Origin of the sequence: Cupriavidus sp. OTU4054 (assembly GCF_038440175.1) — a bacterium.
In the GTDB taxonomy this organism is placed as follows: domain Bacteria; phylum Pseudomonadota; class Gammaproteobacteria; order Burkholderiales; family Burkholderiaceae; genus Cupriavidus; species Cupriavidus pauculus_D.
Genome location: NZ_JASATF010000025.1, coordinates 13410 through 37164 on the forward strand (window position 1 = coordinate 13410; position 23755 = coordinate 37164).

The window sequence follows — 23755 nt, forward strand, 5'->3', positions numbered from 1 at the left end:
CTGCCGGGCCGTCAGGCAGCGAGCTTGGAGATGTCGGCTACCCGGTTGGCGAGCGCGTGCAGCGACGCCAGCAGGGCAAGCCGGTTCGCGCGCAGGCGCGCATCGTCGGCCATCACCATCACGTCGTTGAAGAACTGGTCCACCGCCTCGCGCAATTGCGCGAGGTCGCGCAGCGCGGCCGTGAAATCGCCGCCGGCGAACGCCGCTTCCACGCCCGGGCGCACGCGCTCGATGGCGGTGTGCAGCGTGCGCTCGGCGTCTTCCTGGAACAGTGCCGCATCGACGGTGCCGATGGCTTCGTCGGTCTTGCGCAGGATGTTCGTGATGCGCTTGTTGGCGGCCGCGAGCGCTTCCGCCTCGGGCAGCGCCGCGAACGTGCGCACCGCTTCCATACGGCCCATGATGTCGTGCAGCGCCTGCGGACGCAGGCTGACCACGGCTTCCACTTCGTTCGTCGTGTAGCCCTTGTCCTTCAGGTAGCCGCGCACGCGGTCGTACAGGAAGTCCAGAATCGCCTCGCGCGCGGGCTTTACCGCGGCGATGCCGGCAAACGACTGCTCGGTCAGCGCCAGCAGCGTGTCGAGCTTTACCGCGAGCGGCTTCTCGATCAGCATGCGCAGGATGCCGAGCGCGTGGCGGCGCAGCGCGAACGGATCCTTCTCGCCCGTCGGCTGCAGGCCGATGCCCCAGATGCCGACCAGCGTCTCGAGCTTGTCGGCCAGCGCCACGGCCGTGCTCACGTTGCCTTCCGGCAGCGCGTCGCCGGCAAAGCGGGGACGGTAGTGTTCCGAGCAGGCCAGCGCCACGTCATGGTCCTCGTGGTCGTGGCGCGCGTAGTACGTGCCCATCGTGCCCTGCAGTTCGGGGAACTCGCCGACCATGTCGGTCAGCAGGTCGGCCTTCGCGAGCTCGGCGCCGCGCATCGCGGCAGCCTGGTCTACCGGCGCGCCGGTGCCGTTCATGGTCTCGGCGATATGGCCGGCGATCTGCTGCAGGCGCTGCACGCGGTCCAGCTGCGAGCCGATCTTGTTGTGATACACGACGTTCGCAAGCTGCGGCACGCGCGAGGCCAGCGTCTTCTTGCGATCCTGGTCGAAGAAGAACTTGGCGTCGGCCAGGCGCGGACGCACCACGCGCTCGTTGCCGGTGATGATCGACTGCGGCGTTTCCGTGGCGAGGTTCGAGACGATCAGGAAGCGGTTGCGCAGATGCCCGCTGGCATCGGTGAGCGCAAAGTACTTCTGGTTGGTCTGCATCGTCAGGATCAGGCACTCCTGCGGCACCGAGAGGAACGTTTCCTCGAAGTGGCAGGCGTAGACCACGGGCCATTCCACGAGCGAGTTCACTTCGTCGAGCAGCGCGTCGGGCATGATCACCTGATCGGCGCCGGCTTCCGCCAGCAGCGAGGAGCGGATGCGTTCGCGGCGATCGGCGTAGCTCGCGACCACGCGGCCCTTCGACTCGAGCAGCGCGGCGTAATCGTTGGCATGCGGAATCTCGATCATGCCGTGCGACAGGAACCGGTGGCCCTGCGTGATGTTGCTGGCATCGAGGCCGAGCACCGACACGGGCACGATCTCGGCGCCGAACAGCGCGATGAGGCTATGTGCGGGACGCACGAAATGCACCGTGGTGCCGTCCGGGCGCTGGTAGCTCATCACCTTCGGAATCGGCAGCTTGCCCAGCGTCTCGTCGAGCGCCGCCTGCAGGCCGCCGGCCAGCGTGGCGCCGCGCGCGGTGTAGCGGTGGAAAAACGCGTCGGCCTTGCCGTCCGAAGCGCGCTCGAGCGTCTGCCAGTCGATCGACTCCACGCCGATGGACTTGGCCAGCGCCGCGAGTTTTTTGGCGAGCGGGGCGGTGGGCGCGCCGGCGGCGTCGAGCGCCACGGTCAGCGGCAGCACCTTCTCGCGCTGCTCGCGGTCCGGCGCGGCACGGCGTACGCCCGTGACCAGCGCGGCCAGGCGGCGCGGCGTGGCAAACGGCGTCACGGCGGCACCGGGCTCGAGCAGGTCGCGCTCGCGCAGGCCGGCAAACAGGCCTTGTGCAAACGCGTCACCGAGTCGGGCCAGCGCCTTGGGCGGCAGCTCTTCGGTGAACAGTTCGATCAGCAGCGAATCGGTCATCAGTTGCGACATGAATCGTATCCAACGGGTATGAGGCAGGCACCGCGCTCAGCAGCGCGGTGCGGGATTGGGTTCTACGCCGGACAGCAGCCACAGGCCGTTCTGTTGCCGGAACTGCAGCGTGGTGTACGCGCATTGCGCGGCCACGCCGGATGCGCCGCGGCTGCCCGCGGCGGGAAAACGCGCATCGATCCGCTGCTGCCGGCGGTCGTAGCGAATCTCGTCGATGCGCCCGCCGATCCAGAAATCGATCTTCTGGGGCAGCTGCGCGGCCGAGCGGTACATCTTCACGGTACGCCGCGCGTGGCCGTTGCGCTCTTCCCACTCGACCCAGGTCAGCGGGTAGCGGATCGCGCTTTCATAAGCGCGCAACGGCACGCGATGCCAGCCGAGGTCGCGCGATCCGGACAGATCGCACGAGAACGACCGGACGAGCTGCGTCCACTGGTCCACGGCATTGAGCCCGGGCCGCCAGTGGCGCGAGATCGCCTGTTGCAGCTGCTGCTGGTCGGCCTCGCACACGTTGGCGAGACTCTCCGGCAGGTACAGCGCCTGCGGTGTGGGTGGGCTCGTGCGCGCGGCCAGCGCGCTGCCCGAAGCCCCCATCGCCACGCCGGCCGCCGCGATCGCCGCCGCGACCGTGACGCGGGTTGCCAGCGCGCCGCGCGCGCGGGACGTCATGCGCGTGCCCCGTTGCCGCACATCGGAAAGCCGAGGGCCTCCCGCGAATCGTAGTAGGCCTGCGCAACCTGACGCGACAGATTGCGGATGCGGCCGATATACGCCGCGCGCTCGGTCACGGAGATCGCGCCGCGCGCGTCCAGCAGGTTGAACGTGTGGGCGGCCTTGAGCACCTGTTCGTAGGCGGGCAGGGCCAGGCGCGTGCCGCTCGGCGCTTCGCCTTCCTTGACCTCGCCCATGAGGCGCTTGGCCTCACCCTCGTGTTCCGAGAAATGGCGGAACAGGATGTCGGTATTGCTGTGCTCGAAGTTGTACGTCGACTGTTCCACTTCGTTCTGGTGGTACACGTCGCCGTAGGTCAGCCGGCGCGTCTCGCCGTTCTCGACCCATTCGGTCCATACGAGGTCATAGACGTTCTCGACCTTCTGCAGGTACATCGCGAGGCGTTCGATGCCGTACGTGATCTCGCCCGTGATGGGCTTGCAGTCGATGCCGCCCACTTGCTGGAAGTAGGTGAACTGCGTCACTTCCATGCCGTTGAGCCAGACTTCCCAGCCCAGGCCCCATGCGCCCAGCGTCGGATTCTCCCAGTCGTCCTCGACGAAGCGGATGTCGTTCTGCTTGAGGTCCAGTCCGAGCGCCTCGAGCGAACCGAGGTACAGCTCGAGGATGTTCTCGGGCGCGGGCTTCAGCACCACCTGGTACTGGTAGTAATGCTGCAGGCGGTTCGGGTTCTCGCCGTAGCGGCCGTCCTTGGGCCGGCGCGACGGCTGCACGTACGCGGCACGCCACGGCTCGGGGCCGATCGCGCGCAGGAACGTATGCACGTGCGACGTGCCCGCGCCGACCTCCAGATCGATCGGTTGCAGCAACGCGCAACCCTGCCGGTCCCAGTAGGCCTGCAGGGTCAGAATCATTTGTTGGAAGGTCAGCATAGAAAGGACGGAAATGAATGCGGCGGCAATCCAGGCAGGCGGATTTGCCAAACCCCGAATTCTATCGTTTTTTGACCGCCACCCCCCATGGATGGGGGGCGTTTGCGTGGAATGCCGGATTTTTCGCGGGTTGCCGCGGTGTCAGATTCGGGCAACGGGTCGGGAAAACACTGACGCGATATTCAGAGAAGGACGATTTGTGCCGATACAGTTTTTGTATACAGTGCAAAGAACGCAGTCGTGCAGAACTGCCATCCACATTGATAAGGGGATCCGGTCATGTCGTTGTTGCCTCGTAAGCCTTACCTTGTCGCCATCGCCGTGATGGCCGTCGCCGCCGCTGTCTCGGTGGTACTTCGCTAGTCGGCCCTCAGCCCCGCCTGCGCGCGATCAGGCGCGCCACCACGCGCGCCACCAGCGCGGCCGCCAGCACCAGCCCGCTCGCCGCGAGGAACGGCACGTTCCCCCAGCGGATGAACGGCGTCAGCCCCTGCATGCCCTGCACCGTCGTGGCCAGCGTGCCGACCTCGAACGTCGGCAGCCGCTCCGTGGAGCCGTCAGGCTTCACGACCGCCGTCATGCCCGTATTCGTCGCCCGCAGCATCGGCCGGCGCATTTCCAGCGCGCGCATCCGCGAGATCTGCAGATGCTGATCGAGTGCGATCGTGTCGCCGAACCACGCGAGGTTGGTCATGTTCGCCATCATGTTGGCCGGCACCTGCTGGTGGCGCAGCGTATGCGCGATCTCTTCGCCGAACAAATCCTCGTAGCAGATATTGGGTGCCACGCGAATGCCGCGCACCGGCACCGCCGGCTGATCGAGCCCGCCGCGGCGGAAGTCGCCGAGCGGCATCTTCATCATGTCCACGAACCAGTGGAAGCCGAACGGAATGAACTCGCCGAACGGCACCAGATGGTGCTTGTCGTAGCGGTACAGCGTCGGATGCTCGGGACCGATCGCGAAGGCGCTGTTCGTGAAATCCACGGGTGAGTCGGCGCCGACTGCGCCAAACAGCACCGTGCTGCCGGAGCTTTCCATAAAGCGCCGTACGTCCTGCGCGATATCGAGCGGCAATTCCTGCAGGATCACCGGGAAACCCGTTTCCGGCGTGACCACGAGGTCCGCCGGTTTGGCCGTGATCAGATCGCGATAGAGCTCGAGCGAACGCTGGATGCCGGCGGGCTCGAACTTGATGTCCTGCGCGACGTTGCCCTGCAGCAGCCGCACCGAGATCGGATTGCCGGCCGGCTGTGTCCAGGCCACGGGACGCAGCAGCGCGCCGACGAGCGCGATCGCGGCGGCGCAGGCAAGGGCGGCCCCCACGCTGGCCCGGCGGCGCAGGCCGGCCGCGCGCACGGCCACCACGATCAGCGCCGCGAGTGTCGCGGCCAGCGTGGCGATGCCATACACGCCGAACAGCGGCGCATAGCCCGCCAGCGGACCTTCGGTATGCGGATAGCCGCTGCCGAGCCACGGGAACCCCGTGAACACCACGCCGCGCAGCCACTCCGAGAGGCCCCATGCGGCACCGAACAGCACCGCCGCCGTGACACCGGCCGCGCGGCCGCGCGCCTGCGTCAGCCCGTACCAGACGCCGCCGGCCAGTGCCGGCCACAGCGACAGGTACGCGGAGAACAGCACTACCGCGGGTGCCGCCATCCAGGCCGGCATCTCGCCATAGACGTGCATGCTGATATAGAGCCACCAGATGCCCGAGAGGAACCAGCCCATGCCGAACGCGTAGCCGGTGGCCGCGGCCATTCGCGCGCGGCCGGCGTCGGCCATCAGCGCCACGAGCCCGGCCAGCGCAAGCAGTTGCAGCCACCACCAGTCGTGGGGCGCGAATGCCTGCGTGTGCGCGACGCCGAGCACCGCCGCGAGCAGCAGGCGCAGTCGAGGGCCAGGCGCGGTCGCGCGCGAAAGGTCGCCCGTGGGGCTGCCCGAAGCAGAGGTCATCGGTGGTGAAAATGTTGGTTCGGGGGAAACCCCGGCGCGTGCATTGGCATCGCCGCGGCGTGCTTCCGCCGCGCCGGTGTCGGAACGCTTCATGCGTCGGCTACGGCCAGGGCGTCGCTGGTGGCCTCGCGGCGCACCTGCAGCAGATGGACCTGGCGCGCGTCGGCGCGCAGGACCTCGAAGCGGATCGGCGGCAGCGTGATGATCTCGCCGCGGTGCGGCACATGCCCCAGATGGTTGATGAGCAGCCCGCCCACGGTATCGACGTCGTGGTCGGAGAATGCGGTGCCGAACGCCTCGTTGAACTGTCCGATCTCGGTCAGCCCATGGACGCGCCATGCGCCGTCGGACGTCGGAAGGATCTTGTCCTGATCCTCGTCGAGGTCGAACTCGTCCTCGATGTCGCCCACGATCTGCTCGAGCACGTCCTCGATGGTCACCAGCCCGGCCACGCCGCCGTACTCATCGACGACGATCGCGATGTGATTGCGGTTGATGCGGAACTCGCGCAGGAGGATGTTCAGTCGCTTCGACTCCGGGATGAACACGGCCGGCCGCAGCGTTTCGCGCAGGTCGAACGTCTCGTCGGTGTAGTAGCGCAGCAGGTCCTTCGCGAGAAGGATGCCGATGATGTTGTCCCGGCTGCCCTCGTAGACCGGAAACCGCGAGTGCGCGGTCTGCTGCATGTACGGGATAAAAGTCTCGGGTGCGTCGGCGATATTGACCGCATCCATCTGGGCGCGCGGCACCATGATGTCGCGCGCGGTGAGCTCGGAGACCTGGAACACGCCCTCGATCATCGAGAGCGAATCGGCGTCGATCAGATTGCGCCCGTGCGCGTCCTGCAGCACTTCGAGCAATTCGGCGCGGGTGTCCGGCTCAGGAGAAATGAAATCCGAAAGGCGTTCGAGAAGGGATCTGGGGCGATCCGACTGCTTGAAATTGGCAGCTTTCGAACTGGGATAGGGGTCGTTCATGTCGCGGCTAGCGCGTGGTGGAGATCGTCTGAAGCATACACTAAAAGCTTTACGGCCCGCCCTCGTACCCGGGCTGGAGTGCCGAAGGCGGCGCAAAAGGGGCCGGAACCCCGCGCGCCGCCGTACAGACGTGCCTCAATACAGACGTGCCTTAATGTTCGCGCACGGGCAGGTACGGGTCGTCGAAGCCCAGCGCCTGCAGCGTCTCGGTCTCGATCGCTTCCATTTCCTCGGCCTCGGCGTCGTCCTCGTGTTCGTAGCCCTGCGCGTGCAGCACGCCGTGGACGATCAGGTGCGCATAGTGGGCGAGCAGCGGCTTGTGCTGTTCGCGCGCTTCGGATTCCACCACGGGGCAGCACAGGACGATATCGCCCGTCACCGGATCGTCGGCGTTCTCCGCGTAGGCGAAGGTCAGCACGTTGGTGGCGTAGTCCTTGCCGCGATAGGTGCGGTTGAGCGCGCGGCCTTCGTCTTCGCCCACGAAGCGCACGGTCAGCGCGGCATCGGCATACAGCGCGGACTTGACCCACGTCTCCACCTGCTTGCGGCGGGGCAGGCCATCGCCGTTGCGCACGCCGTCGCCATATTGGAGATCGAGTTCCAGCGCGGGCGGCGTGGCCGGCGTGCCCGTGGTGGTGGTCAGCGGCGTGGCCGTCACCCCGACGGACAGCGCGTCGTGATTGTCGGGACGGACCAGCAGGCCCGCCTGCTGGGCGGTGTCCGTGTGCTCGGCGAGCAGCGCGACCACGCCGTCGGCGGCCTGCGACAGGTCGATCGTCACGCTGCGGCCGTCGGGCAGCTGCACGCGCAGGGCATGCGCGGCGGTCTTGCGCGCGCGGCCGTCCGCGTCGAACAGGGTGACGGTGGTGGGGGATGACTTCTTCAAGATACTGCGTCCTTTGTGGGGGAGTGCCGTGGCGCCTGGATCAGGCGTCCTTGTGCTGGGCGTGATACTCGTCGTAGGCATCGACGATGCGGGCCACGAGCGGATGCCGGACCACGTCGATACTCGTGAAGCGTGTGAACGAAACGCCGCGCACCTCGCGCAGCACATGCTGCGCTTCCACGAGGCCGCTCTTCTGGCCGCGCGGCAGATCGATCTGCGTGGTGTCGCCCGTGATCACGGCCTTGGAGCCGAAACCGATCCGCGTCAGGAACATCTTCATCTGCTCGGGCGTGGTGTTCTGCGCCTCGTCGAGAATGATGAACGCATGGTTCAGCGTGCGGCCGCGCATATAGGCCAGCGGCGCGATCTCGATCATCTGGCGCTCGAACATCTTCTGCGTGCGGTCGAAGCCGAGCAGATCGTACAGCGCGTCGTAGAGCGGGCGCAGGTACGGATCGACCTTCTGCGCGAGGTCGCCGGGCAGGAACCCAAGGCGCTCGCCGGCCTCGACGGCGGGACGCGTCAGCACGATGCGCTTGACCGCGTCGCGCTCGAGCGCATCGACGGCGCAGGCCACCGCGAGGTACGTCTTGCCGGTGCCCGCGGGCCCGATGCCCAGCGTCAGGTCGTGCGAGAGGATATGGCGCAGATACTCGCGCTGCGCGGCCGTGCGGCCCTGCAGGCCCGCGCGGCGCGTATGGAGCACGGGGGAGTCGTCATCCACCGAGGTGCCGCCGTCGGTTTCGGTCTCGGCGTCATCGGGAAGATAGCTGCCATGGGCGCCGATCTGACGGGACTCCACGAGACCCAGCTGCACGTCGTCGATCGATAGCGGCATGCGCGCCTCGTTGTAGAAGCGCTCGAGCGCGAGCGCGGCGTCCTGCGCCAGCTTGCCCCGCACGGTCATGCGATGGCCGCGGCGCTGGATCGTCACGTCGAGCGCCTGCTCGATCTGGCGGAGGTTCTCGTCGAGCGGGCCGCACAGGTTCTGCAGCCGGGTGTTGTCGTCGCGGGGGGCGACGAATTCTGCGGTAATCGCTGCGGTGGATTTCTTCATCGTCGGTGTCGTACGGGGGCTTACTGCCGCACCACGATCTCGCCGCGCAGCGAGTGCGGGAACGCTTCGGTGATGCTCACATCGACCATCTGGCCGATCATGCGATCGCGCTGCGACTGCGGGACACCGGGCAGCGCGAAGTTGACCACGCGGTTGTTCTCGGTGCGGCCATGCAGCTCGGTCGGGTCCTTCCGCGCGGGACCTTCCACGAGGATGCGCTGCACCGAGCCGACCATGTTCCGGCTGATGCGCTGCACGTTGTCCTCGATGGTCGCCTGCAGCCGCTGCAGGCGGCGCAGCTTGACCTCGCGCGGCGTGTCGTCGTGGAGGTTCGCGGCGGGCGTGCCGGGGCGCGGGCTGAAGATAAACGAGAACGACGTGTCGTAGCCGACTTCCTCGACCATCGCCATGAGCTTGTCGAAGTCGGCATCGGTCTCGCCGGGGAAGCCGATGATGAAGTCCGACGACATCGACATTTCGGGCCGCAGCACGCGCAGCTTGCGGATGATGCTCTTGTACTCGAGCACGCTGTAGCCGCGCTTCATCGCCATCAGGATGCGGTCCGATGCATGCTGGACGGGCAGGTGCAGGTGGTTGACGAGCTTGTCGCAGCGGCCATAGAGCTCGATCAGCCGCGACGTGAACTCCTTCGGATGGCTCGTCGTATAGCGAATGCGCTCGATGCCCGGAATCTCCGCCACGTATTCGATCAGCAGCGCGAAGTCGGCAATCTCGCTCGTGCCGCCCATCGCGCCGCGGTAGGCGTTGACGTTCTGGCCCAGCAGCGTCACTTCGCGCACGCCCTGCTCGGCCAGGCCGGCGACTTCGGCGAGCACGTCCTCGAACGGCCGCGACACTTCCTCGCCGCGCGTGTAGGGCACTACGCAATAGCTGCAGTACTTGGAGCAGCCTTCCATGATCGAGACGAATGCGCTCGGACCGTCCACGCGCGCGGGCGGCAGGTGATCGAACTTCTCGATCTCGGGGAACGAGATATCGACCTGCGAGAGACCCGTCTGGCGGCGGCGCGCGATGAGGTCGGGCAGGCGATGCAGGGTCTGCGGGCCGAACACGACATCGACATACGGCGCGCGGTTGACGATGGTCGCGCCTTCCTGGCTGGCGACGCAGCCGCCCACGCCGATCACGAGGTCGGGCTTGGCGGCCTTGAGCGCCTTCATGCGGCCCAGCTCGGAGAACACTTTCTCCTGGGCCTTCTCGCGCACGGAGCAGGTGTTGAACAGGATGACGTCGGCTTCCTCGACGTTATCGGTGGGCTCGAGGCCCTGCGTGGCGTTGAGCACGTCCACCATCTTGTCCGAGTCATACTCGTTCATCTGGCAGCCGTACGTCTTGACGAAAACTTTCTTCATGGTTGGTGCCGGTCTCAGTGGTTTAACCTGGGGGCATCCGCTTTTGCAACGGGTGACATCGACAAATCATCCGCGGTGGGGACCACGGTACTACGGGTTGGCCGGAAGGCTCAGTGCGCGGCCTTCCAGGCCTTGTATTCGGCCTCGGTCATGATCCATGCGGTCAGCAGCTGGCCATACACGTCCAGCCGGTAACGCACTTCGAGCTTCTGTCCGATCAGCGCGCTCACGGGCGTCAGCTGCATGTCCGTCGAAAACACGCGCAGGCCGGGCGCCATGCTCACGGTCTTGCTGCCGAGCTTCGCCGTCTGCGGGCCGGACGCGCTCGGCGCGGCCATCACGAGGCGTGCCTGCCCGGCATCGTCGGGAATCGCCCGGACGGGCGCGCCGACACCGACGGGGTTGTTCGTCGGGCCGCCCGTGATGCCCGGCCCGTCGGACACGATCGTGGCCTGCTGCGCCAGCGCCGCCGGGAGGATGGGCGCCAGTGCCGGCACCAGCGCCAGGGCCAGCGCCAGACGTGGCAACGTCCGCCGGACGTGACGGGAAAGGCGCAGGCTTGCGCCGGCAGGTTGGCGCGGAAGGCGACGGCTGAAAGCAACGGGCATTGCAGGCTCCGACGAGGCAAGGTAACCCGCAATTCTACCTGTTCGTCCACTCGGCGGGCGACCCGGCGAGGCAGTTGGCGACAGACTGGTACACTACGGGCCTTTCCTGTTCCGACGACGGTTGCAATCGACCCGTCACGCCGGCAAGCGCCCCCGGGGCGCAAGTCACCGGCCATCCTGTGTCACGCCGCTCCACGATTGCCGCAATCTTTGCGCGGTGAGCGGCTCAAGCGTCATTTCATGTCTTTTTCCGAACTAGGCTTGTCCGACAAGCTTGTACGTGCCGTGGCCGAACAAGGCTACACCACGCCGACCCCGATTCAGGCGCAGGCCATCCCTGCGATTCTCAAGGGAGGCGACCTGCTCGCCGGCGCCCAGACCGGCACCGGCAAGACCGCGGGGTTCACGCTGCCGATGCTGCAGCTGCTCAACGAATCGATCGAGCGCCATCCCACGCCACGCGGCCAGCGTGGTCCGGTGCGCGCGCTCGTGCTGACGCCCACGCGCGAACTCGCGGCCCAGGTCGAAGAGAGCGTGCGCAACTACGGCAAGTACCTGCGGCTGCGCTCGATGGTGATGTTCGGCGGTGTGGGGATCAACCCGCAGATCGATGCGCTCAAGCGCGGCGTCGATATCGTCGTGGCGACGCCGGGGCGTTTGCTCGATCACGTTTCGCAGCGCACGATCGATCTGTCGCAGGTCGAACTGCTGGTGCTCGACGAGGCCGACCGGATGCTCGACATGGGCTTTATCCATGACATCCGCAAGATCCTCAACATCCTGCCGGCCAAGCGCCAGAACCTGCTGTTCTCGGCGACGTTCTCGGACGACATCCGCGCGCTCGCGGACCGTCTGCTGAACAACCCGGCCTCGATCGAGGTCGCGCGCCGCAACACCACGGCCGAGACCGTCGATCAGCGCGTCTACCCGGTGGACCGCGACCGCAAGCGCGAGCTGCTGGCCCATCTGGTGCGCGAGCACGACTGGCACCAGGTGCTCGTGTTCACGCGCACCAAGCATGGCGCCAACCGTCTGGCCGAGCAACTGACCAAGGACGGGCTGTCCGCGCTGGCGATTCACGGCAACAAGAGCCAGTCGGCGCGCACGCGCGCGCTGTCCGAGTTCAAGGCCGGCACGCTGCGCCTGCTTGTCGCGACCGATATCGCCGCGCGCGGCATCGATATCGACCAGCTGCCGCACGTGGTCAACTTCGACCTGCCGAACGTGCCCGAGGACTATGTGCACCGCATCGGCCGGACCGGCCGCGCGGGGGCCGAAGGCGAGGCGATCTCGCTGGTCTGCGTGGACGAGCATGGCCTGCTGCGCGATATCGAGCGGCTGATCAAGCGCCAGCTCGAGCAGACCGTGCTGCCGGGCTTCGAGGTCGATCCGACCATCGCGGCCGAGCCGATCCAGAAGACCCGCCAGGGTCGTGGCGGCAGCGGTGGCGGACAGGGCCGTGGCCAGGGCGCACAGGGTGGCGCACAACGCGCGCAGCAGGGCCAGCGCCGGGAACCCGCCCGTGCGCCGGCCGCGCAAGCCGCGCCCGCTCCGCGCCAGGCGCAGGGCCAGAAGCCCGCGCCGGCCAAGCCCCGCGGACAGCAGGGTGCGCCGGCAGGCGGTCAGCGTGGCGGGCAGCCAGGCACGCACGCAGGGGGTGCGCCCGCGCGCAATGGCGCGCAACCCCGCGGCGGCCAGCCGCAGGGCGGGCAGCGACCCGCGCAGCCGCAAGGTTCGCAGCGCCCGGCGCGGTCGCCGGCGCAAGCCCAGCCGCAGTCCCAGTCCCACCCGCAGCCGCAGTCCCAGCAGAAGCGCCGCCCGGCGCCGCAGGCCGCGCTGCTCGGCGGCCAGCGCAAGGGCTGACCGCCATGACCGCTCCGCTCGCGCCGAACGCCGACAGCGACGTACCGTATGCCGGCCTGACGCCCGAGCGGATCCTCGATGCGCTGGAGTCCACGGGACTGCGTTCCGACGGACGCCTGCTGGCGCTCAACAGCTACGAGAATCGCGTGTGGCAGATCGGCATCGAGGATGCCGCGCCCGTTATCGCCAAGTTCTATCGTCCGGGCCGCTGGACCGACGCGGCGATCGTCGAGGAGCACGCATTCGTGCGCGAGCTCGCCGATACGGAGATTCCCGCGGTGCCGCCGCTCGCGCTGGCCGCCGAGGCGGGCACCCCGCCTTCCACGCTGCATGTGCATGACGGCTTTCGCTTCGCGGTCTTCCCGCGTTGCGGCGGCCGCGAGCCTGCGCTCGACGTCGCGGAGACGCGCGAATGGCTCGGCCGGTTTATCGGACGCATCCATGCGGTGGGCGCTCGCCAGCCGTTTGCGTCGCGCCCGGCGATCGATATCGAGACCTTCGGTGTGGCGCCGCGCGACTGGCTGCTCGCGCACGACTGCGTGCCGGGGGACCTGCTTGCGCCGTGGCGCGCGGCCGTGGACCTCGCGCTCGACGGTGTGCGCCGCTGCTATGAACGCGCCGGCGATGTGCGCATGCTGCGTCTGCATGGCGATTGCCATCGCGGCAACGTGTTGTGGATCGACGCCGACGATGCGCGCGGCCGTGGCGTGCCGGGGCCTCACTTCGTCGATTTCGACGACAGCCGCATGGGTCCCGCGGTGCAGGACCTCTGGATGCTGCTCGAAGGCGACCGCGCGGCGATGCAGGACCAGCTTGCCGACATCGTCGCGGGCTACGAGGACTTCGCCGAGTTCGAGACCCGCGAACTGTGGCTCGTGGAGGCGTTGCGCACGCTGCGCCTGATCCACTACAGCGCATGGCTCGCGAGCCGCTGGCGCGACCCCGCGTTTCCGGCCGCATTCCCATGGTTCGGCAGGGCGCGCTACTGGCAGGACCGCATCCTCGAATTGCGCGAGCAGATCGCGCTGATGGACGAACCCCCGCTCTGGGGGTGAGCCCGCGACAGGTTATTTCCTGTCCTTCTCCGCCTTGATCATGATCACCGGGCAACTTGCCTGGGCGAGCACGCGTCCGGCCACCGAGCCGAGCACCGCGTCGAAGAACGTGCCCCGGCCGTGCGTGCCCATCACGATTGCGCTGGCATTCACCGACTTCGCATAGCCAAGGATCTTGTCCGGCGCAAAGCCATGCAACGGGTGGCGTTCGAACGCGATATCGGCCGCGGCGAGGATGTCGCAGACCGATTGCATCGCCTTCTCGCTTTCCTCGCGATGCCAGTCTTCGACCGCCTCCTTGCTGACGAACGCGCGGACCTGGCCGGTGACGTCCGGGGTGACATGCAATACATGCACGGTGTAGCCGGGCTGCAGCAGGTCGCCGCGGGTAAGGAAGCGCGCCGCGGCGTCGCTGAACGGGGAGCCATCGGTGGCAAGCACGATCTGGGTCATGACTGGATCTCCTTGAAGAGTGAGCCCTACGACTAGGGCCAGTGCCCATGTGCATCATGACAGTCGCTAATTTACGATGTCACGATTTGGATCAAACGCATCGCAGATTCGTTCCACATCACCGTTCCGCGAGGGGAGGCATTTCCGATGGATCCATCGCAGCAAGAAAGACCGGCGGGTTTGCGTCCGCTGGAAGGTATCCGGGTCGTCGAGTTCGAAGGCATCGGGCCCGGCCCGTTGTGCGGCGCGATGCTGGCCGGTCTCGGCGCCGACGTGACGCTGGTCACGCGTCCGGTCGCGCCCGAAGCGCGGCGCCTGTTGCTCGATGGTGACATGCCCCCCGAGGTAGCGCTCGATCATGACAAGAATGTCATGTCGCTCGACCTCAAGACCGACGCCGGACGTGCGGCCGCGCTCGATCTCGTGGCGCAGGCCGACGCGTTGATAGAAGGGCTGCGTCCCGGCGCGATGGAGCGCCTGGGCCTCGGTCCCGCGGACTGTCATGCACGCAATGCACGGCTCGTGTACGGGCGCATGACGGGCTGGGGCCAGACGGGGCCGCTCGCGCAGCAGGCGGGTCACGATATCAACTACCTCGCGCTGTCCGGGCTATTGCACGGCGCCGCGGGCGAGGGCGCGCTGCCGAGAACGCCACCGACGGTGATGGGCGATGCGACGGGCGCGCTCGGGCTCGCGTTCGGCATCACGAGTGCGATCCTGCATGCGCGCGCGACGGGGCAGGGCTCTGTCGTCGATGCGGCGATCACCGATATCGTCGCGATGCTCGGCGGGTTGCTGAATGTCGCACGCGCTGCGGGCTCGGTCGATGGTCCTTCGCCGAGTCCGTTTCACGACTCGCCGTTCTACGATGTCTACCGCTGTGCCGATGGGCGCGCGCTGACCTTCGGCGCGCTCGAGCCGCCGTTCTATCGGCAGCTGCTTGCGCGGCTCGGGTTCGACGACGTCGATCCGGCCGCGCAATACGATCGCGCGCAGTGGCCCGCGCTGAAGGCGCGCCTTGCCGCGGCGATTGCCGGGGCGCCGCTCGCATACTGGCGCGAGCGCTTCGAAGGCACCGATGCGTGCTTCGCGCCGGTGCTGACGATCGACGAGGCCGCGCGGCATCCGCACAACGTCGCGCGCGAGACGTACCGCGTCTATGCGCACGCCGGGCGCGAGGTCGTGCAGGCGGCGCCCGCGCCGCGCTTTATCCCGGCGCGTCCCGCGCCGTGATCGATGCCATCGGCATGTCAGTCCGTGCCGATCAGCCGGTGCTTGCGCGCGAACTCGGCAAGGTCGATCATCGATTTCAGGCCGAGCTTGGTCATAATGCTGGTCTTGTGCGAGCTCACCGTCTTGTTGCTGATATGCAGGGTTTCGGCAATCGCCTTGTTGGACTGGCCTCCCGCGAGAAAACGGAGGACGGTCACTTCGCGGCGGCTGAGTTCGGCCATCGGATCGTTCTGGCCGCCGGCCATTCGATGCAGCGACTCCAGCAGTGCCGCGGGGAACACGACGTAGCCGGCCATGACGGCGTCCACGATCTTTCCGAGTTCATCGAGGCCCGAGTCCTTGGCGACCTGGCCGTGCGCGCCCGCCTGAAGCGCGCGCAGTGACGCGCTCGATACCGCCGACAGGACGACGAGGCGGGCCGCAGGGTGGCGTTCCTCGACGGCCTCGATGACCACTTCGCCCGGCACCGAGGGCAGGTCGAGATCGACGATCACGAGGTCTGGCGTCACCTCGCCGATCAGCTGCATGGCGTCGGCGGCGGTCGCGGCTTCGTAGGTCTGGTACCCGAGCTGCTGCGACAATTGCGCGGCGACGGCAACACGGACGGCGGGATGGTCATCAACGATCAAGGCTACGGGCATCGATATGCTCCTCATGTGCAGGTGGTCCGGTGAGCATAGGCTTCGGCGCGCGAATTGCCTCGCCGAAGCGTCTGGAATTGCATGCGGAAGCGTCCGAGAGATCAGGCTGATATTTCCGCAACGCCGTATTGCGCATCCTGCCGCTTGACTTCTGTGCAATTGCACACCAAACTTTCGACCATGAACCGCATTACCGGACCCGATCTCTGCCATTGCCTGGCCGCGCGCCGCGCGGCCCGGTTCACCTCGCGTATCTACGACGGTCATCTTTCCGCCGTGGGGCTGTCCATCTCCCAGTTCTCGATCCTTGCGCTCGTGCAGGCGCAGCCGGGCATCGTGGTGGGCGATCTCGCCGAGCGGATGGTCATGGAGCGCACCACGCTCATGCGCGCGCTCAAGCCGCTGCGGGACGCGGGACTGCTGACGGCCAGCACGGAGGGCGCGCGCGCCGCGTTGTCGTTCACCGTGTCCGCGGCGGGCATGGCCAGGCTGGCCGAAGCCGAGCCGTACTGGCGCGCGGCGCAGGCGGAGTTCGAGACCAAAATGGGACGCAAGGAAGCCGTGGCATTGCGCAGCGACTTGTTGGGAGCGGTGTTCGGTTGAAAACGGTGGCCGCCGCACGCGGCCATTTTCTGGTCATTACATGTGTAATTACACATATAAAAGGAACGATCATGCGATATCGACTGTTTGGTGAACACACGGGGCTGCGTGTGTCCGAGCTCGTGCTCGGCGCGGCCAACTTCGGCCTCGGCTGGGGGCATGGCGCGGACCTCGATGCATCGCGGGCGATGCTGGACCGTTATGCGGCGGCGGGGGGCAACTTCATCGATAGCGCGGACGTCTATCAGTTCGGCCAGTCGGAAGAGTTTCTGGGTACGCTGCTGCAGGGGCGGCGCGACGACTTCGTGATCGCCACCAAGTACACACAGGCTGCGCGTCCCGAGGCCGGTGTGCTCGCCACCGGCAATAGCCGGCTTGCGATGCGGATGTCCGTCGAGGCGAGCCTCCGCCGCCTGAAGACCGATCGTATCGATCTGTACTGGGTGCATTATGCCGATGGCGTGACGCCGACCGACGAGATCATGCGCGGCCTCGACGACCTCGTCCGCAGCGGCAAGGTGCTGTACATCGGTCTTTCCGATTTCCCGGCCTGGCGTGTGGCGCGCGCCGCGACGCTCGCGGAATTGCGCGGGTGGGCGCCGCTGGCCGGGCTGCAGTTCGAACACAGCCTGGTCGAGCGAACCAGCGAGCATGAACTGATGCCGGCGGGAGAAGCGCTCGGGCTCGGCATGGTCGCGTGGTCGCCGCTCGGTGGCGGCGTGCTGACTGGCAAGTATCGACGCGGCGAGCAGGGCCGCCTCGAGGCGCTCGGCGGTGCCGTGTTCCAGCAGGAGAATTCGGCGCAGCGTACCGCGATCGTGGATACCACGCTGGCCATCGCCGGCGAGCTCGATGTCGCGCCCGCGCAGGTGGCCGTGGCATGGGTGCTCCGGAAGGGCGCGTTGCCGATCATCGGTCCGCGCTCGCTCGCGCACCTCGATGCGTACCTCGGCGCGGCCGACTTCGCGCTGTCGCCGGAGCAGGTGGCCCGGCTGGACGCGGTGAGTCAGGCCCCGGCGATCTTCCCGCGCTCGATGATCGACGCGCCCGCGCTGCGCCAGAGCGCGGCGGGCGGGCAGTTCGATCGCGTGGTGCCGCCGCGTATTGCGGTGGCGTAATACAGCCGCCAGTCAGCCGCGAGGGTCCAGCACGATCACGCCGCGCGCCTCGCGCCGCTCGAGCATCGCGTGGGCCTCGGCCGCGCGCGAGAGCGGCAGCGTGGCGGCGACGGTCGGCCGGATCATGCCCTGCGCGACGCCGTCGCGCAGAAAATGCAGTCCGCGCTGGATCAGGTCCGGCCGCTGGAAAAACGTGGGCAGATAAACCCCGGTGAGCGTCTGGGCGCGGGCCATCAGCCGTCGCGGGGCGAGCGGTGCGCCGGGGCCCTGCGTGGACCCGATGACGATGCATCGCCCGAGCATGCCGAGGCAGTTGAAGTTCTGATCGAAGACTTCGCCGCCGATCGTCTCCAGAATGACATCGACACCCTTGCCCTCGGTGTAGTGGAGCACCGTCTCCGGCCAGCGCGGGTAGTCGTAGCCGATGGCATGGTCCGCGCCGAGGCTGCGCGCGAACGCGCGCTTGTCCTCGCTGCTCGCGGTGCCGATGATCATGCCGGCGCCGAGCATGCGCGCGATCTGCACCGCGAGGCTCCCCACGCCGCCCGCGGCGCCATGGACGAGCACGCTCTCGCCGCGCCGCAGCGTCGTGCAGACACGCAGGGCGAGATACGCGGTGACACCCTGGCACGGCACGCCCGCCATCGCCACGTCGTCCGCATCGTCCGCGAGTTCGACGAGCATGTCGGCGCGCGCGACGGCACGCTGCGCATAGGCGCCCTTGGCCATCAGCGCCATGACCTTGCGGCCCACGAGGTAAGCATGCGCGGCGCTGCCGCTGCGCACGACATGACCGACTACCTGCAGACCACCGACCTGCGGCAGCGTGACGCCGCCCACGCGCGTATTTGCGCGGTTGTAGACGCCGAGGCGTTCGCGGATATCGGGAAAGTTCACGCCGATCGCGGTCGTGTCGATCAGCACTTCATCGGGACCGGGCGTGGGGTCGGGCAGCTCGACATACTCGAGGACTTCGGGCCCGCCAAAAGTGCGGTACTGGATAGCTTTCATGACAGAAGAGGAGGTTCGCATGCACCCGCCTGCGAGATCGGATGCCGCGCGTTAAGATGTCAACCATCATGAAAAATAGCACCGTGGGTCCGGGCCGGGAACTGCGCCGGACTTCACATCGCTTGTGAGATTTCGCACCAATGTTCGACTGGAATGACATGCGGCACTTCATTGCGCTGGCGGAAGCGGGCACGTTGTCGGGCGCGGCGCGCCGCATGGAGGTGGAGCACGCCACCGTGGCCCGGCGCGTGGCGGCGCTGGAGCAGGCAATCGGCATCGTGCTCGTCAACCGGTCCGCGCGCCGCTGGCATCTGACCGAGGCCGGCCGCGACATCGCGGGGGCGGCCGAGGGCATGCAGACGCAGGCCCATGCGCTCGAGCGCGCGGTGCTCGCGCGCCGGCAGGGACGTTCCGCGCGCGTCACCGTCAGCGCGCCGCCCGCATTCGCGAGCATCTTCCTCGCACCGCGCCTCGCGGTGTTCGGCGCGCGGCACCCCGAGATCGACCTCACGCTGCACGGCACGCAGGCGCTGGCTTCGCTGCACCGGCAGGAAGCCGATATCGCCATCCGCATCGGCCGGCCGACGGAGCTCGACTATGTGGCCCGCCGCATCGGCCAGATCTCCTACGGCCTGTATGCGGCGCCCGGTTATGCGGCGCTGCCGGCGGATCAGTGGCAGTTCATCGCCTACGACCTGTCGTTCGACTATTTGCCCGAGCAGAAATGGATCTACGAGATGGCCGCGGGCCGGCGCATCGGGTTTCGCAGCAACGACCTGATGAGCCAGCTCGCGGCGGCAAGGGGCGGGATGGGCGTCGCGGCGTTACCGCGCTATCTGGCGGGGATGACGGCGGGCGTCGATGCGGGAGACGGCGTGGCCGCCGTGCCGGGCGAAGCGCGAATGCTTGCGCGCGACTTCTATCTGGTCGTGCACGCCGATATGCGACGGCAGACCGCGATCCGCGCGGTGATGGACTTTATCGCGGACGTGTTCGCGCGAGAGTTTCCGGGTTAGGAAACCCGGCCCAGGGCCCAGCAACGTGCGCAGAGAAACTGATGCGGAAAATGAAAAAGGGGTTAGCTTGCGCTAACCCCTTCTCAAATACTGGTGGCGAATCAGGGACTCGAACCCCGGACCTGCGGATTATGATTCCGTCGCTCTAACCGACTGAGCTAATTCGCCGACGAAGACCGCAATTATACCTACGGTTTCGGGGCTGTCAACACCCTTTTCTCAAATCAGTCGTGGGCGTAGATATCGACGTCCTTGGTCTCCCGGATGAACAGCGCGCCGATCACGAACGTCATCGCGGCGATGATGATCGGGTACCAGAGGCCGTAGTAGATGTTGCCGTTCTGGGCCACCAGCGCGAACGAGATCGTCGGCAGCAGGCCGCCGAACCAGCCGTTGCCGATATGGTAGGGCAGCGACATCGACGTGTAGCGGATGCGGGTCGGGAACATTTCCACCAGCATCGCCGCGATCGGGCCGTACACCATCGTCACGTAGATCACCAGGATCACCAGCAGCACGAGCACCATGATCGTGTTCATCTGCGCGGGATCGGCCTTGGTCGGGTAACCGGCGGCGGCCATCGAGTCGGCGACTTCCTTCTTGAACGCGGCGATCTGCTTCTTGCTGGCGTCGTCGAAGCTGTGGCCGCCCACGACGCTGGCGTCGAACGCCTTGATCTCCTTGTCGCCGATCTTCACCGTCGCGACCGTGCCGGCCGGGGCCTGCACCACGTCATAGCTGGCCGAGGCTTGCGCCAGCGTACGCTTGACGATATCGCACGAACTGCGGAAGTCGATCTCGCGGGCGATCGGGCTGCCCTGGAACGAGCAGGTCTTCGGGTCGGCCGACACGACGATCTGCGCGGTCTGCTGCGCGCGCTCGAGCGCCGGGTTGGCGTAGTGCGTCAGGCCCTTGAAGATCGGGAAGTACGTCAGCACGGCCAGCGCGCAGCCCGTCATGATGATCCACTTGCGCCCGATCTTGTCCGACAGCGAGCCGAAGAAGATGAAGAACGGCGTGCCGATGACGAGCGCGCCCGCGATCAGCAGGTTGGCGGTCTTCGCATCGACCTTCAGCACCTGCGTCAGGAAGAACAGCGAGTAGAACTGGCCCGAGTACCAGACCACGGCCTGGCCGGCGGTCAGGCCGATCAGTGCCAGGATCACGATCTTCAGGTTGCGCCACTGGCCGAACGATTCGGTCAGCGGTGCCTTGGAGGTCTTGCCCTCGGCCTTCATGCGCTGGAACGCCGGCGACTCGCTCATCGACAGGCGGATGTACACCGACATGGCCAGCAGCAGGATCGAGAGCAGGAACGGGATACGCCAGCCCCAGACTTCGAAGTTCGGGCCCGTGATCTCGCGGCACAGCAGAATCACGATCAGCGACAGGAACAGGCCCAGCGTCGCCGTGGTCTGGATCCATGCCGTGTACGCGCCGCGCTTGCCGTGCGGCGCATGCTCGGCCACGTACGTGGCGGCACCGCCGTACTCGCCGCCGAGCGCGAGGCCCTGCAGCATGCGGAGCAGGATCAGGATGATCGGCGCGGCCCAGCCGATGGTCGCGTAGCTGGGCAGCAGGCCCACGATGAACGTGGACACGCCCATGATCAGGATGGTGACCAGGAATGTGTACTTGCGGCCGATCATGTCGCCGAGGCGGCCGAATACCAGGGCGCCAAACGGCCGTACGATAAAGCCGGCCGCAAACGCGAGGAGCGCGAAGATGAAGGCGGAAGTCGGATCGAGGCCCGCGAAGAACTGCTTCGCGATGACGGCGGCCAGCGAACCGTACAGATAGAAGTCATACCACTCGAACACCGTGCCGAGCGAGGAGGCCAGAATGACCTTTTTCTCCTCGCGCGTCATCGGCGCGCTGCTTGCGCTGCCCCCCGGCATCGCTACGTTCTGCCCGTTTGCCATGTTGTTGTCTCCTCTACGTTGGGATCTCCGGTCCCCTCCGCCCGGCGCAATGCGCGCGCGTGCGGACTCCCGCACCGAAGTTGAAATCGATTGTGGGAGGCGAAACTTACTGAGTTCTGACAGGAATCGACCGGAATGGTCGGGGTATACGCTAGCGATTCGCCACATTGCGGCGCGCGGCCGGCGCGCTGCGGTGCGGCGTTTCAGAGGGTCCTGAAGGTGATGTCGGGGCTGCCTGCCGCGCGTGGTATGACGCGTGCCACATCGTGCTATGCAGCATCCCGGGCGGATTTGCCCTGCCCGCCCGCCTCGGGCGCGACGGGGTGCGGATCGGTGCCGTGGGCATCGCCGGGCTCGGCGGTCCGGTCCGCGCGGTTCATGCGCCAGGCGTACAGCGCGGCCATCAGTACGTAAACGATCAGCGCGCCCTGCGCGCCCACCCAGAACGAGAACGGCCAGCCGAAGAAGGCAAAGCGCAGCTCGCGCGCATACCAGGCAACGACGAACGTGACCACGAACCAGATGGCGAGCAGGCTTGCGATCCAGCGCAGGTTGCGGCGCCACGCGCGGCGTTCGGCCGCGGTGGCGGGCGGAAACGCGCGTTTCATGCGATGCCGCCTCCGCCGGGCAGGCCCCCGAAGCCGGCGCCCGCGTCGTGGTCGGCGGGGCGGCGCAGCGTGATGCGGAAGCGCGCGCCCGCGCGGCGCGGTTCGGCCTGCCAGACATGGTCGCCGATCGACACCTCGCCGCCGTGTTGCTGGACGATCTCGCGCACGATCGCCAGGCCCAGCCCGCTGCCTTCGGTGTTCGTGCCCAGCACGCGGTAGAAGCGCTCCATCACGCGTTCCCTTTCGCCCGGTGGAATGCCGGGGCCCGTGTCCTCCACGTCGAGATAGACGAACGGTTCGAACGCATCGGCGCTCACGCGCACCGTGGCATGCCCTTCGGCCGGCGTATAGCGGATGGCGTTGTCGAGCAGGTTGTTGAGCATCTCCGTCAGCATGAGGCGGTTGCCGACGATCATCACGGGGTGATCGTCGGCCTCGAGCCCGAGGTCGATGCGCCGGGCCCATGCCTGCGGCAGCCAGTCCTTGACCACGTCGCGCGCGAGGGAGGCGAGGTCGAGCGGCGCCATGCCGCCGACGCCCGCGAGGTTCTCCATGCGCGCGAGCGACAGCAGCTGCGTGACCAGATGCGCGGTGCGTTCCGAGCTGCCGGCGATCTGCGCGAGCGAGCGGCGCAGTTCCTCGGGCGACTGCTCGCGCTGCGCGAGTTCGGCCTGCATGCGAAGTCCGGCGAGCGGTGTCTTCATCTGATGCGCGGCATCGGCGATAAAGCGCTTCTGCGTCTGCACCGACTGGTCGAGCCGCGCGAGCAGATCGTTGAACGACGCGACGAGCGGGGTGATCTCCTGCGGCGCCGCGCTCTCGTCGATCGGACTCGTGTCGCCGGGGTTGCGCGCGCGAATGCGCTGCTGGATGGCGGTAAGCGGCGCAAGGCCGCGCGTGAGGCCGAACCACACGAGCACCACCGCGAGCGGCAGGATCACGAACTGGGGCAGGATCACGCCCTTGATGATTTCGTTGGCGAGCCGCGCGCGCTTGTCCAGCGTCTCCGCCACCTGCACGAGCACGGGCTGCGTGCCGCTCGCATTCTTGAGGTCGACGTAGGTATAGGCCACGCGCACGTCGTTGCCGCCGACGTGGTCGTCGCGCAGCGAGACGAGTCCCGCATGGGCCTGGTCGTCCTCGGGCGGCAGCGGCAGGTCGTGGTCGCCGGCCACGTACTCGCCGCGCTTGCCGACCACCTGGTAGTAGATGTTGTCGGTCTCGTCGGCGCGCAGGATCTCGCGCGCGGAGAGCGGCAATTGCAGCGTGACGCGGCCATTGACCTCGCGTACCTGCTGCGACAACACGATGGCGCTTGCCTCGAGCGAGCGATCGAAGGGCCCGTTGGCGATCGACTTGGCGACGAGGTACGTCACCGCGATGCTCATCGGCCAGAGCAACAGCAGCGGCGCGAGCATCCAGTCGAGGATCTCGCCGAACAGCGAGCGCGGGGCAGGGTGGGCGGTGCTCTCTTCGAGATGGGGCAGGGCGTCGGCGAGCGCTTCGTCGGTGACGGCCGTATCGACAGCCTCGGCAGCAGTCTCCGCAGCGGTCTCGGCGGCAGGTCGGGACGCGCGTCGCAATGGCAACCACAACAGACTCATCGCGACGGATCTCCGGAGGATGGGTGCCGCG

21 protein-coding genes and 1 tRNA gene are annotated in these 23755 nt (G+C 67.4%); 6 read left to right on the plus strand and 16 right to left on the minus strand.

Annotated features, from left to right (window positions below):
- Window positions 1-11 precede the first annotated feature (11 nt).
- The 9 genes from glyS to AAHB16_RS24945 form a co-directional block, all read right to left on the minus strand.
- Window positions 12-2135, minus strand: coding sequence for a glycine--tRNA ligase subunit beta (gene glyS / locus AAHB16_RS24905; RefSeq protein WP_150372767.1), 2124 nt, complete (start codon window positions 2133-2135; stop codon window positions 12-14).
- 36 nt (window positions 2136-2171) lie between these two features.
- Window positions 2172-2804: a hypothetical protein gene (locus AAHB16_RS24910; RefSeq protein ID WP_150372766.1), complete on the minus strand. Its 633-nt coding sequence runs from the start codon at window positions 2802-2804 to the stop codon at window positions 2172-2174.
- Window positions 2801-3739 carry a glycine--tRNA ligase subunit alpha gene (gene glyQ, locus AAHB16_RS24915; RefSeq protein WP_150372765.1) on the minus strand — a complete coding sequence of 313 codons (939 nt, stop codon included), beginning with the start codon at window positions 3737-3739 and terminating at the stop codon, window positions 2801-2803. The genes AAHB16_RS24910 and glyQ overlap by 4 nt, the downstream gene beginning before the upstream one ends.
- A 370-nt stretch (window positions 3740-4109) precedes the next feature.
- Window positions 4110-5696 carry an apolipoprotein N-acyltransferase gene (gene lnt, locus AAHB16_RS24920; protein WP_446718134.1) on the minus strand — a complete coding sequence of 529 codons (1587 nt, stop codon included), beginning with the start codon at window positions 5694-5696 and terminating at the stop codon, window positions 4110-4112.
- An 89-nt stretch (window positions 5697-5785) separates the two neighbouring features.
- A complete protein-coding gene (locus AAHB16_RS24925; RefSeq protein WP_150372764.1) occupies window positions 5786-6673 on the minus strand; it encodes an HlyC/CorC family transporter in 888 nt (295 codons plus the stop codon).
- Window positions 6674-6824: 151 nt separating this feature from the next.
- The gene (gene ybeY / locus AAHB16_RS24930; RefSeq protein WP_342052259.1) at window positions 6825-7559 is read right to left on the minus strand and encodes an rRNA maturation RNase YbeY; all 735 of its coding nucleotides are present in this window, start codon (window positions 7557-7559) and stop codon (window positions 6825-6827) included.
- Between the two features lie 40 nt (window positions 7560-7599).
- On the minus strand, window positions 7600-8616 hold the full coding sequence (locus tag AAHB16_RS24935) for a PhoH family protein (RefSeq protein ID WP_150372762.1): 1017 nt from the start codon (window positions 8614-8616) through the stop codon (window positions 7600-7602).
- 20 nt (window positions 8617-8636) lie between these two features.
- Window positions 8637-9989: a tRNA (N6-isopentenyl adenosine(37)-C2)-methylthiotransferase MiaB gene (gene miaB, locus AAHB16_RS24940; protein ID WP_150372761.1), complete on the minus strand. Its 1353-nt coding sequence runs from the start codon at window positions 9987-9989 to the stop codon at window positions 8637-8639.
- 110 nt (window positions 9990-10099) lie between these two features.
- Window positions 10100-10597 (minus strand): hypothetical protein, encoded by a 498-nt coding sequence (locus AAHB16_RS24945; protein WP_342052260.1) that lies wholly within the window; start codon window positions 10595-10597, stop codon window positions 10100-10102.
- A gap of 240 nt (window positions 10598-10837) precedes the next feature.
- Here AAHB16_RS24945 and AAHB16_RS24950 point away from each other — a divergent pair, with 240 nt between their 5' ends.
- Window positions 10838-12460, plus strand: coding sequence for a DEAD/DEAH box helicase (locus tag AAHB16_RS24950; protein WP_150372760.1), 1623 nt, complete (start codon window positions 10838-10840; stop codon window positions 12458-12460).
- 5 nt (window positions 12461-12465) lie between these two features.
- On the plus strand, window positions 12466-13515 hold the full coding sequence (locus tag AAHB16_RS24955) for a serine/threonine protein kinase (protein WP_342052261.1): 1050 nt from the start codon (window positions 12466-12468) through the stop codon (window positions 13513-13515).
- Window positions 13516-13527: 12 nt separating this feature from the next.
- Here AAHB16_RS24955 and AAHB16_RS24960 read toward each other — a convergent pair whose 3' ends face one another.
- Window positions 13528-13968, minus strand: coding sequence for a universal stress protein (locus AAHB16_RS24960; protein ID WP_150372758.1), 441 nt, complete (start codon window positions 13966-13968; stop codon window positions 13528-13530).
- A gap of 147 nt (window positions 13969-14115) precedes the next feature.
- Here AAHB16_RS24960 and AAHB16_RS24965 point away from each other — a divergent pair, with 147 nt between their 5' ends.
- Window positions 14116-15201 (plus strand): CaiB/BaiF CoA transferase family protein, encoded by a 1086-nt coding sequence (locus AAHB16_RS24965; RefSeq protein ID WP_342052262.1) that lies wholly within the window; start codon window positions 14116-14118, stop codon window positions 15199-15201.
- A 17-nt stretch (window positions 15202-15218) separates the two neighbouring features.
- Here the strand turns inward: AAHB16_RS24965 and AAHB16_RS24970 are convergent, their stop codons facing one another.
- A complete protein-coding gene (locus tag AAHB16_RS24970) occupies window positions 15219-15842 on the minus strand; it encodes a response regulator transcription factor (protein WP_342052263.1) in 624 nt (207 codons plus the stop codon).
- Between the two features lie 180 nt (window positions 15843-16022).
- Between AAHB16_RS24970 and AAHB16_RS24975 the strand changes: the two genes are divergently transcribed.
- Window positions 16023-16445, plus strand: a complete 423-nt coding sequence (locus tag AAHB16_RS24975; RefSeq protein WP_150372755.1) for a MarR family winged helix-turn-helix transcriptional regulator — start codon at window positions 16023-16025, stop codon at window positions 16443-16445.
- Window positions 16446-16516: 71 nt separating this feature from the next.
- Window positions 16517-17563 carry an aldo/keto reductase gene (locus AAHB16_RS24980; RefSeq protein ID WP_342052264.1) on the plus strand — a complete coding sequence of 349 codons (1047 nt, stop codon included), beginning with the start codon at window positions 16517-16519 and terminating at the stop codon, window positions 17561-17563.
- 12 nt (window positions 17564-17575) lie between these two features.
- Here AAHB16_RS24980 and AAHB16_RS24985 read toward each other — a convergent pair whose 3' ends face one another.
- On the minus strand, window positions 17576-18574 hold the full coding sequence (locus tag AAHB16_RS24985) for a quinone oxidoreductase family protein (RefSeq protein ID WP_342052265.1): 999 nt from the start codon (window positions 18572-18574) through the stop codon (window positions 17576-17578).
- Between the two features lie 158 nt (window positions 18575-18732).
- Between AAHB16_RS24985 and AAHB16_RS24990 the strand changes: the two genes are divergently transcribed.
- A complete protein-coding gene (locus AAHB16_RS24990; RefSeq protein ID WP_342052266.1) occupies window positions 18733-19590 on the plus strand; it encodes a LysR family transcriptional regulator in 858 nt (285 codons plus the stop codon).
- A gap of 91 nt (window positions 19591-19681) precedes the next feature.
- On the opposite strand, the gene AAHB16_RS24995 is transcribed toward AAHB16_RS24990, so the two are convergent.
- The 4 genes from AAHB16_RS24995 to AAHB16_RS25010 form a co-directional block, all read right to left on the minus strand.
- A tRNA-Met gene (locus AAHB16_RS24995) sits at window positions 19682-19758 on the minus strand.
- Between the two features lie 56 nt (window positions 19759-19814).
- Window positions 19815-21512, minus strand: coding sequence for an MFS transporter (locus AAHB16_RS25000; RefSeq protein WP_150372751.1), 1698 nt, complete (start codon window positions 21510-21512; stop codon window positions 19815-19817).
- Window positions 21513-21781: 269 nt separating this feature from the next.
- Window positions 21782-22120 carry a DUF4212 domain-containing protein gene (locus AAHB16_RS25005; RefSeq protein WP_342052267.1) on the minus strand — a complete coding sequence of 113 codons (339 nt, stop codon included), beginning with the start codon at window positions 22118-22120 and terminating at the stop codon, window positions 21782-21784.
- On the minus strand, window positions 22117-23724 hold the full coding sequence (locus AAHB16_RS25010) for a sensor histidine kinase (protein ID WP_150372750.1): 1608 nt from the start codon (window positions 23722-23724) through the stop codon (window positions 22117-22119). Before AAHB16_RS25010 ends, AAHB16_RS25005 begins: the two co-directional genes overlap by 4 nt.
- Window positions 23725-23755 lie beyond the last annotated feature (31 nt).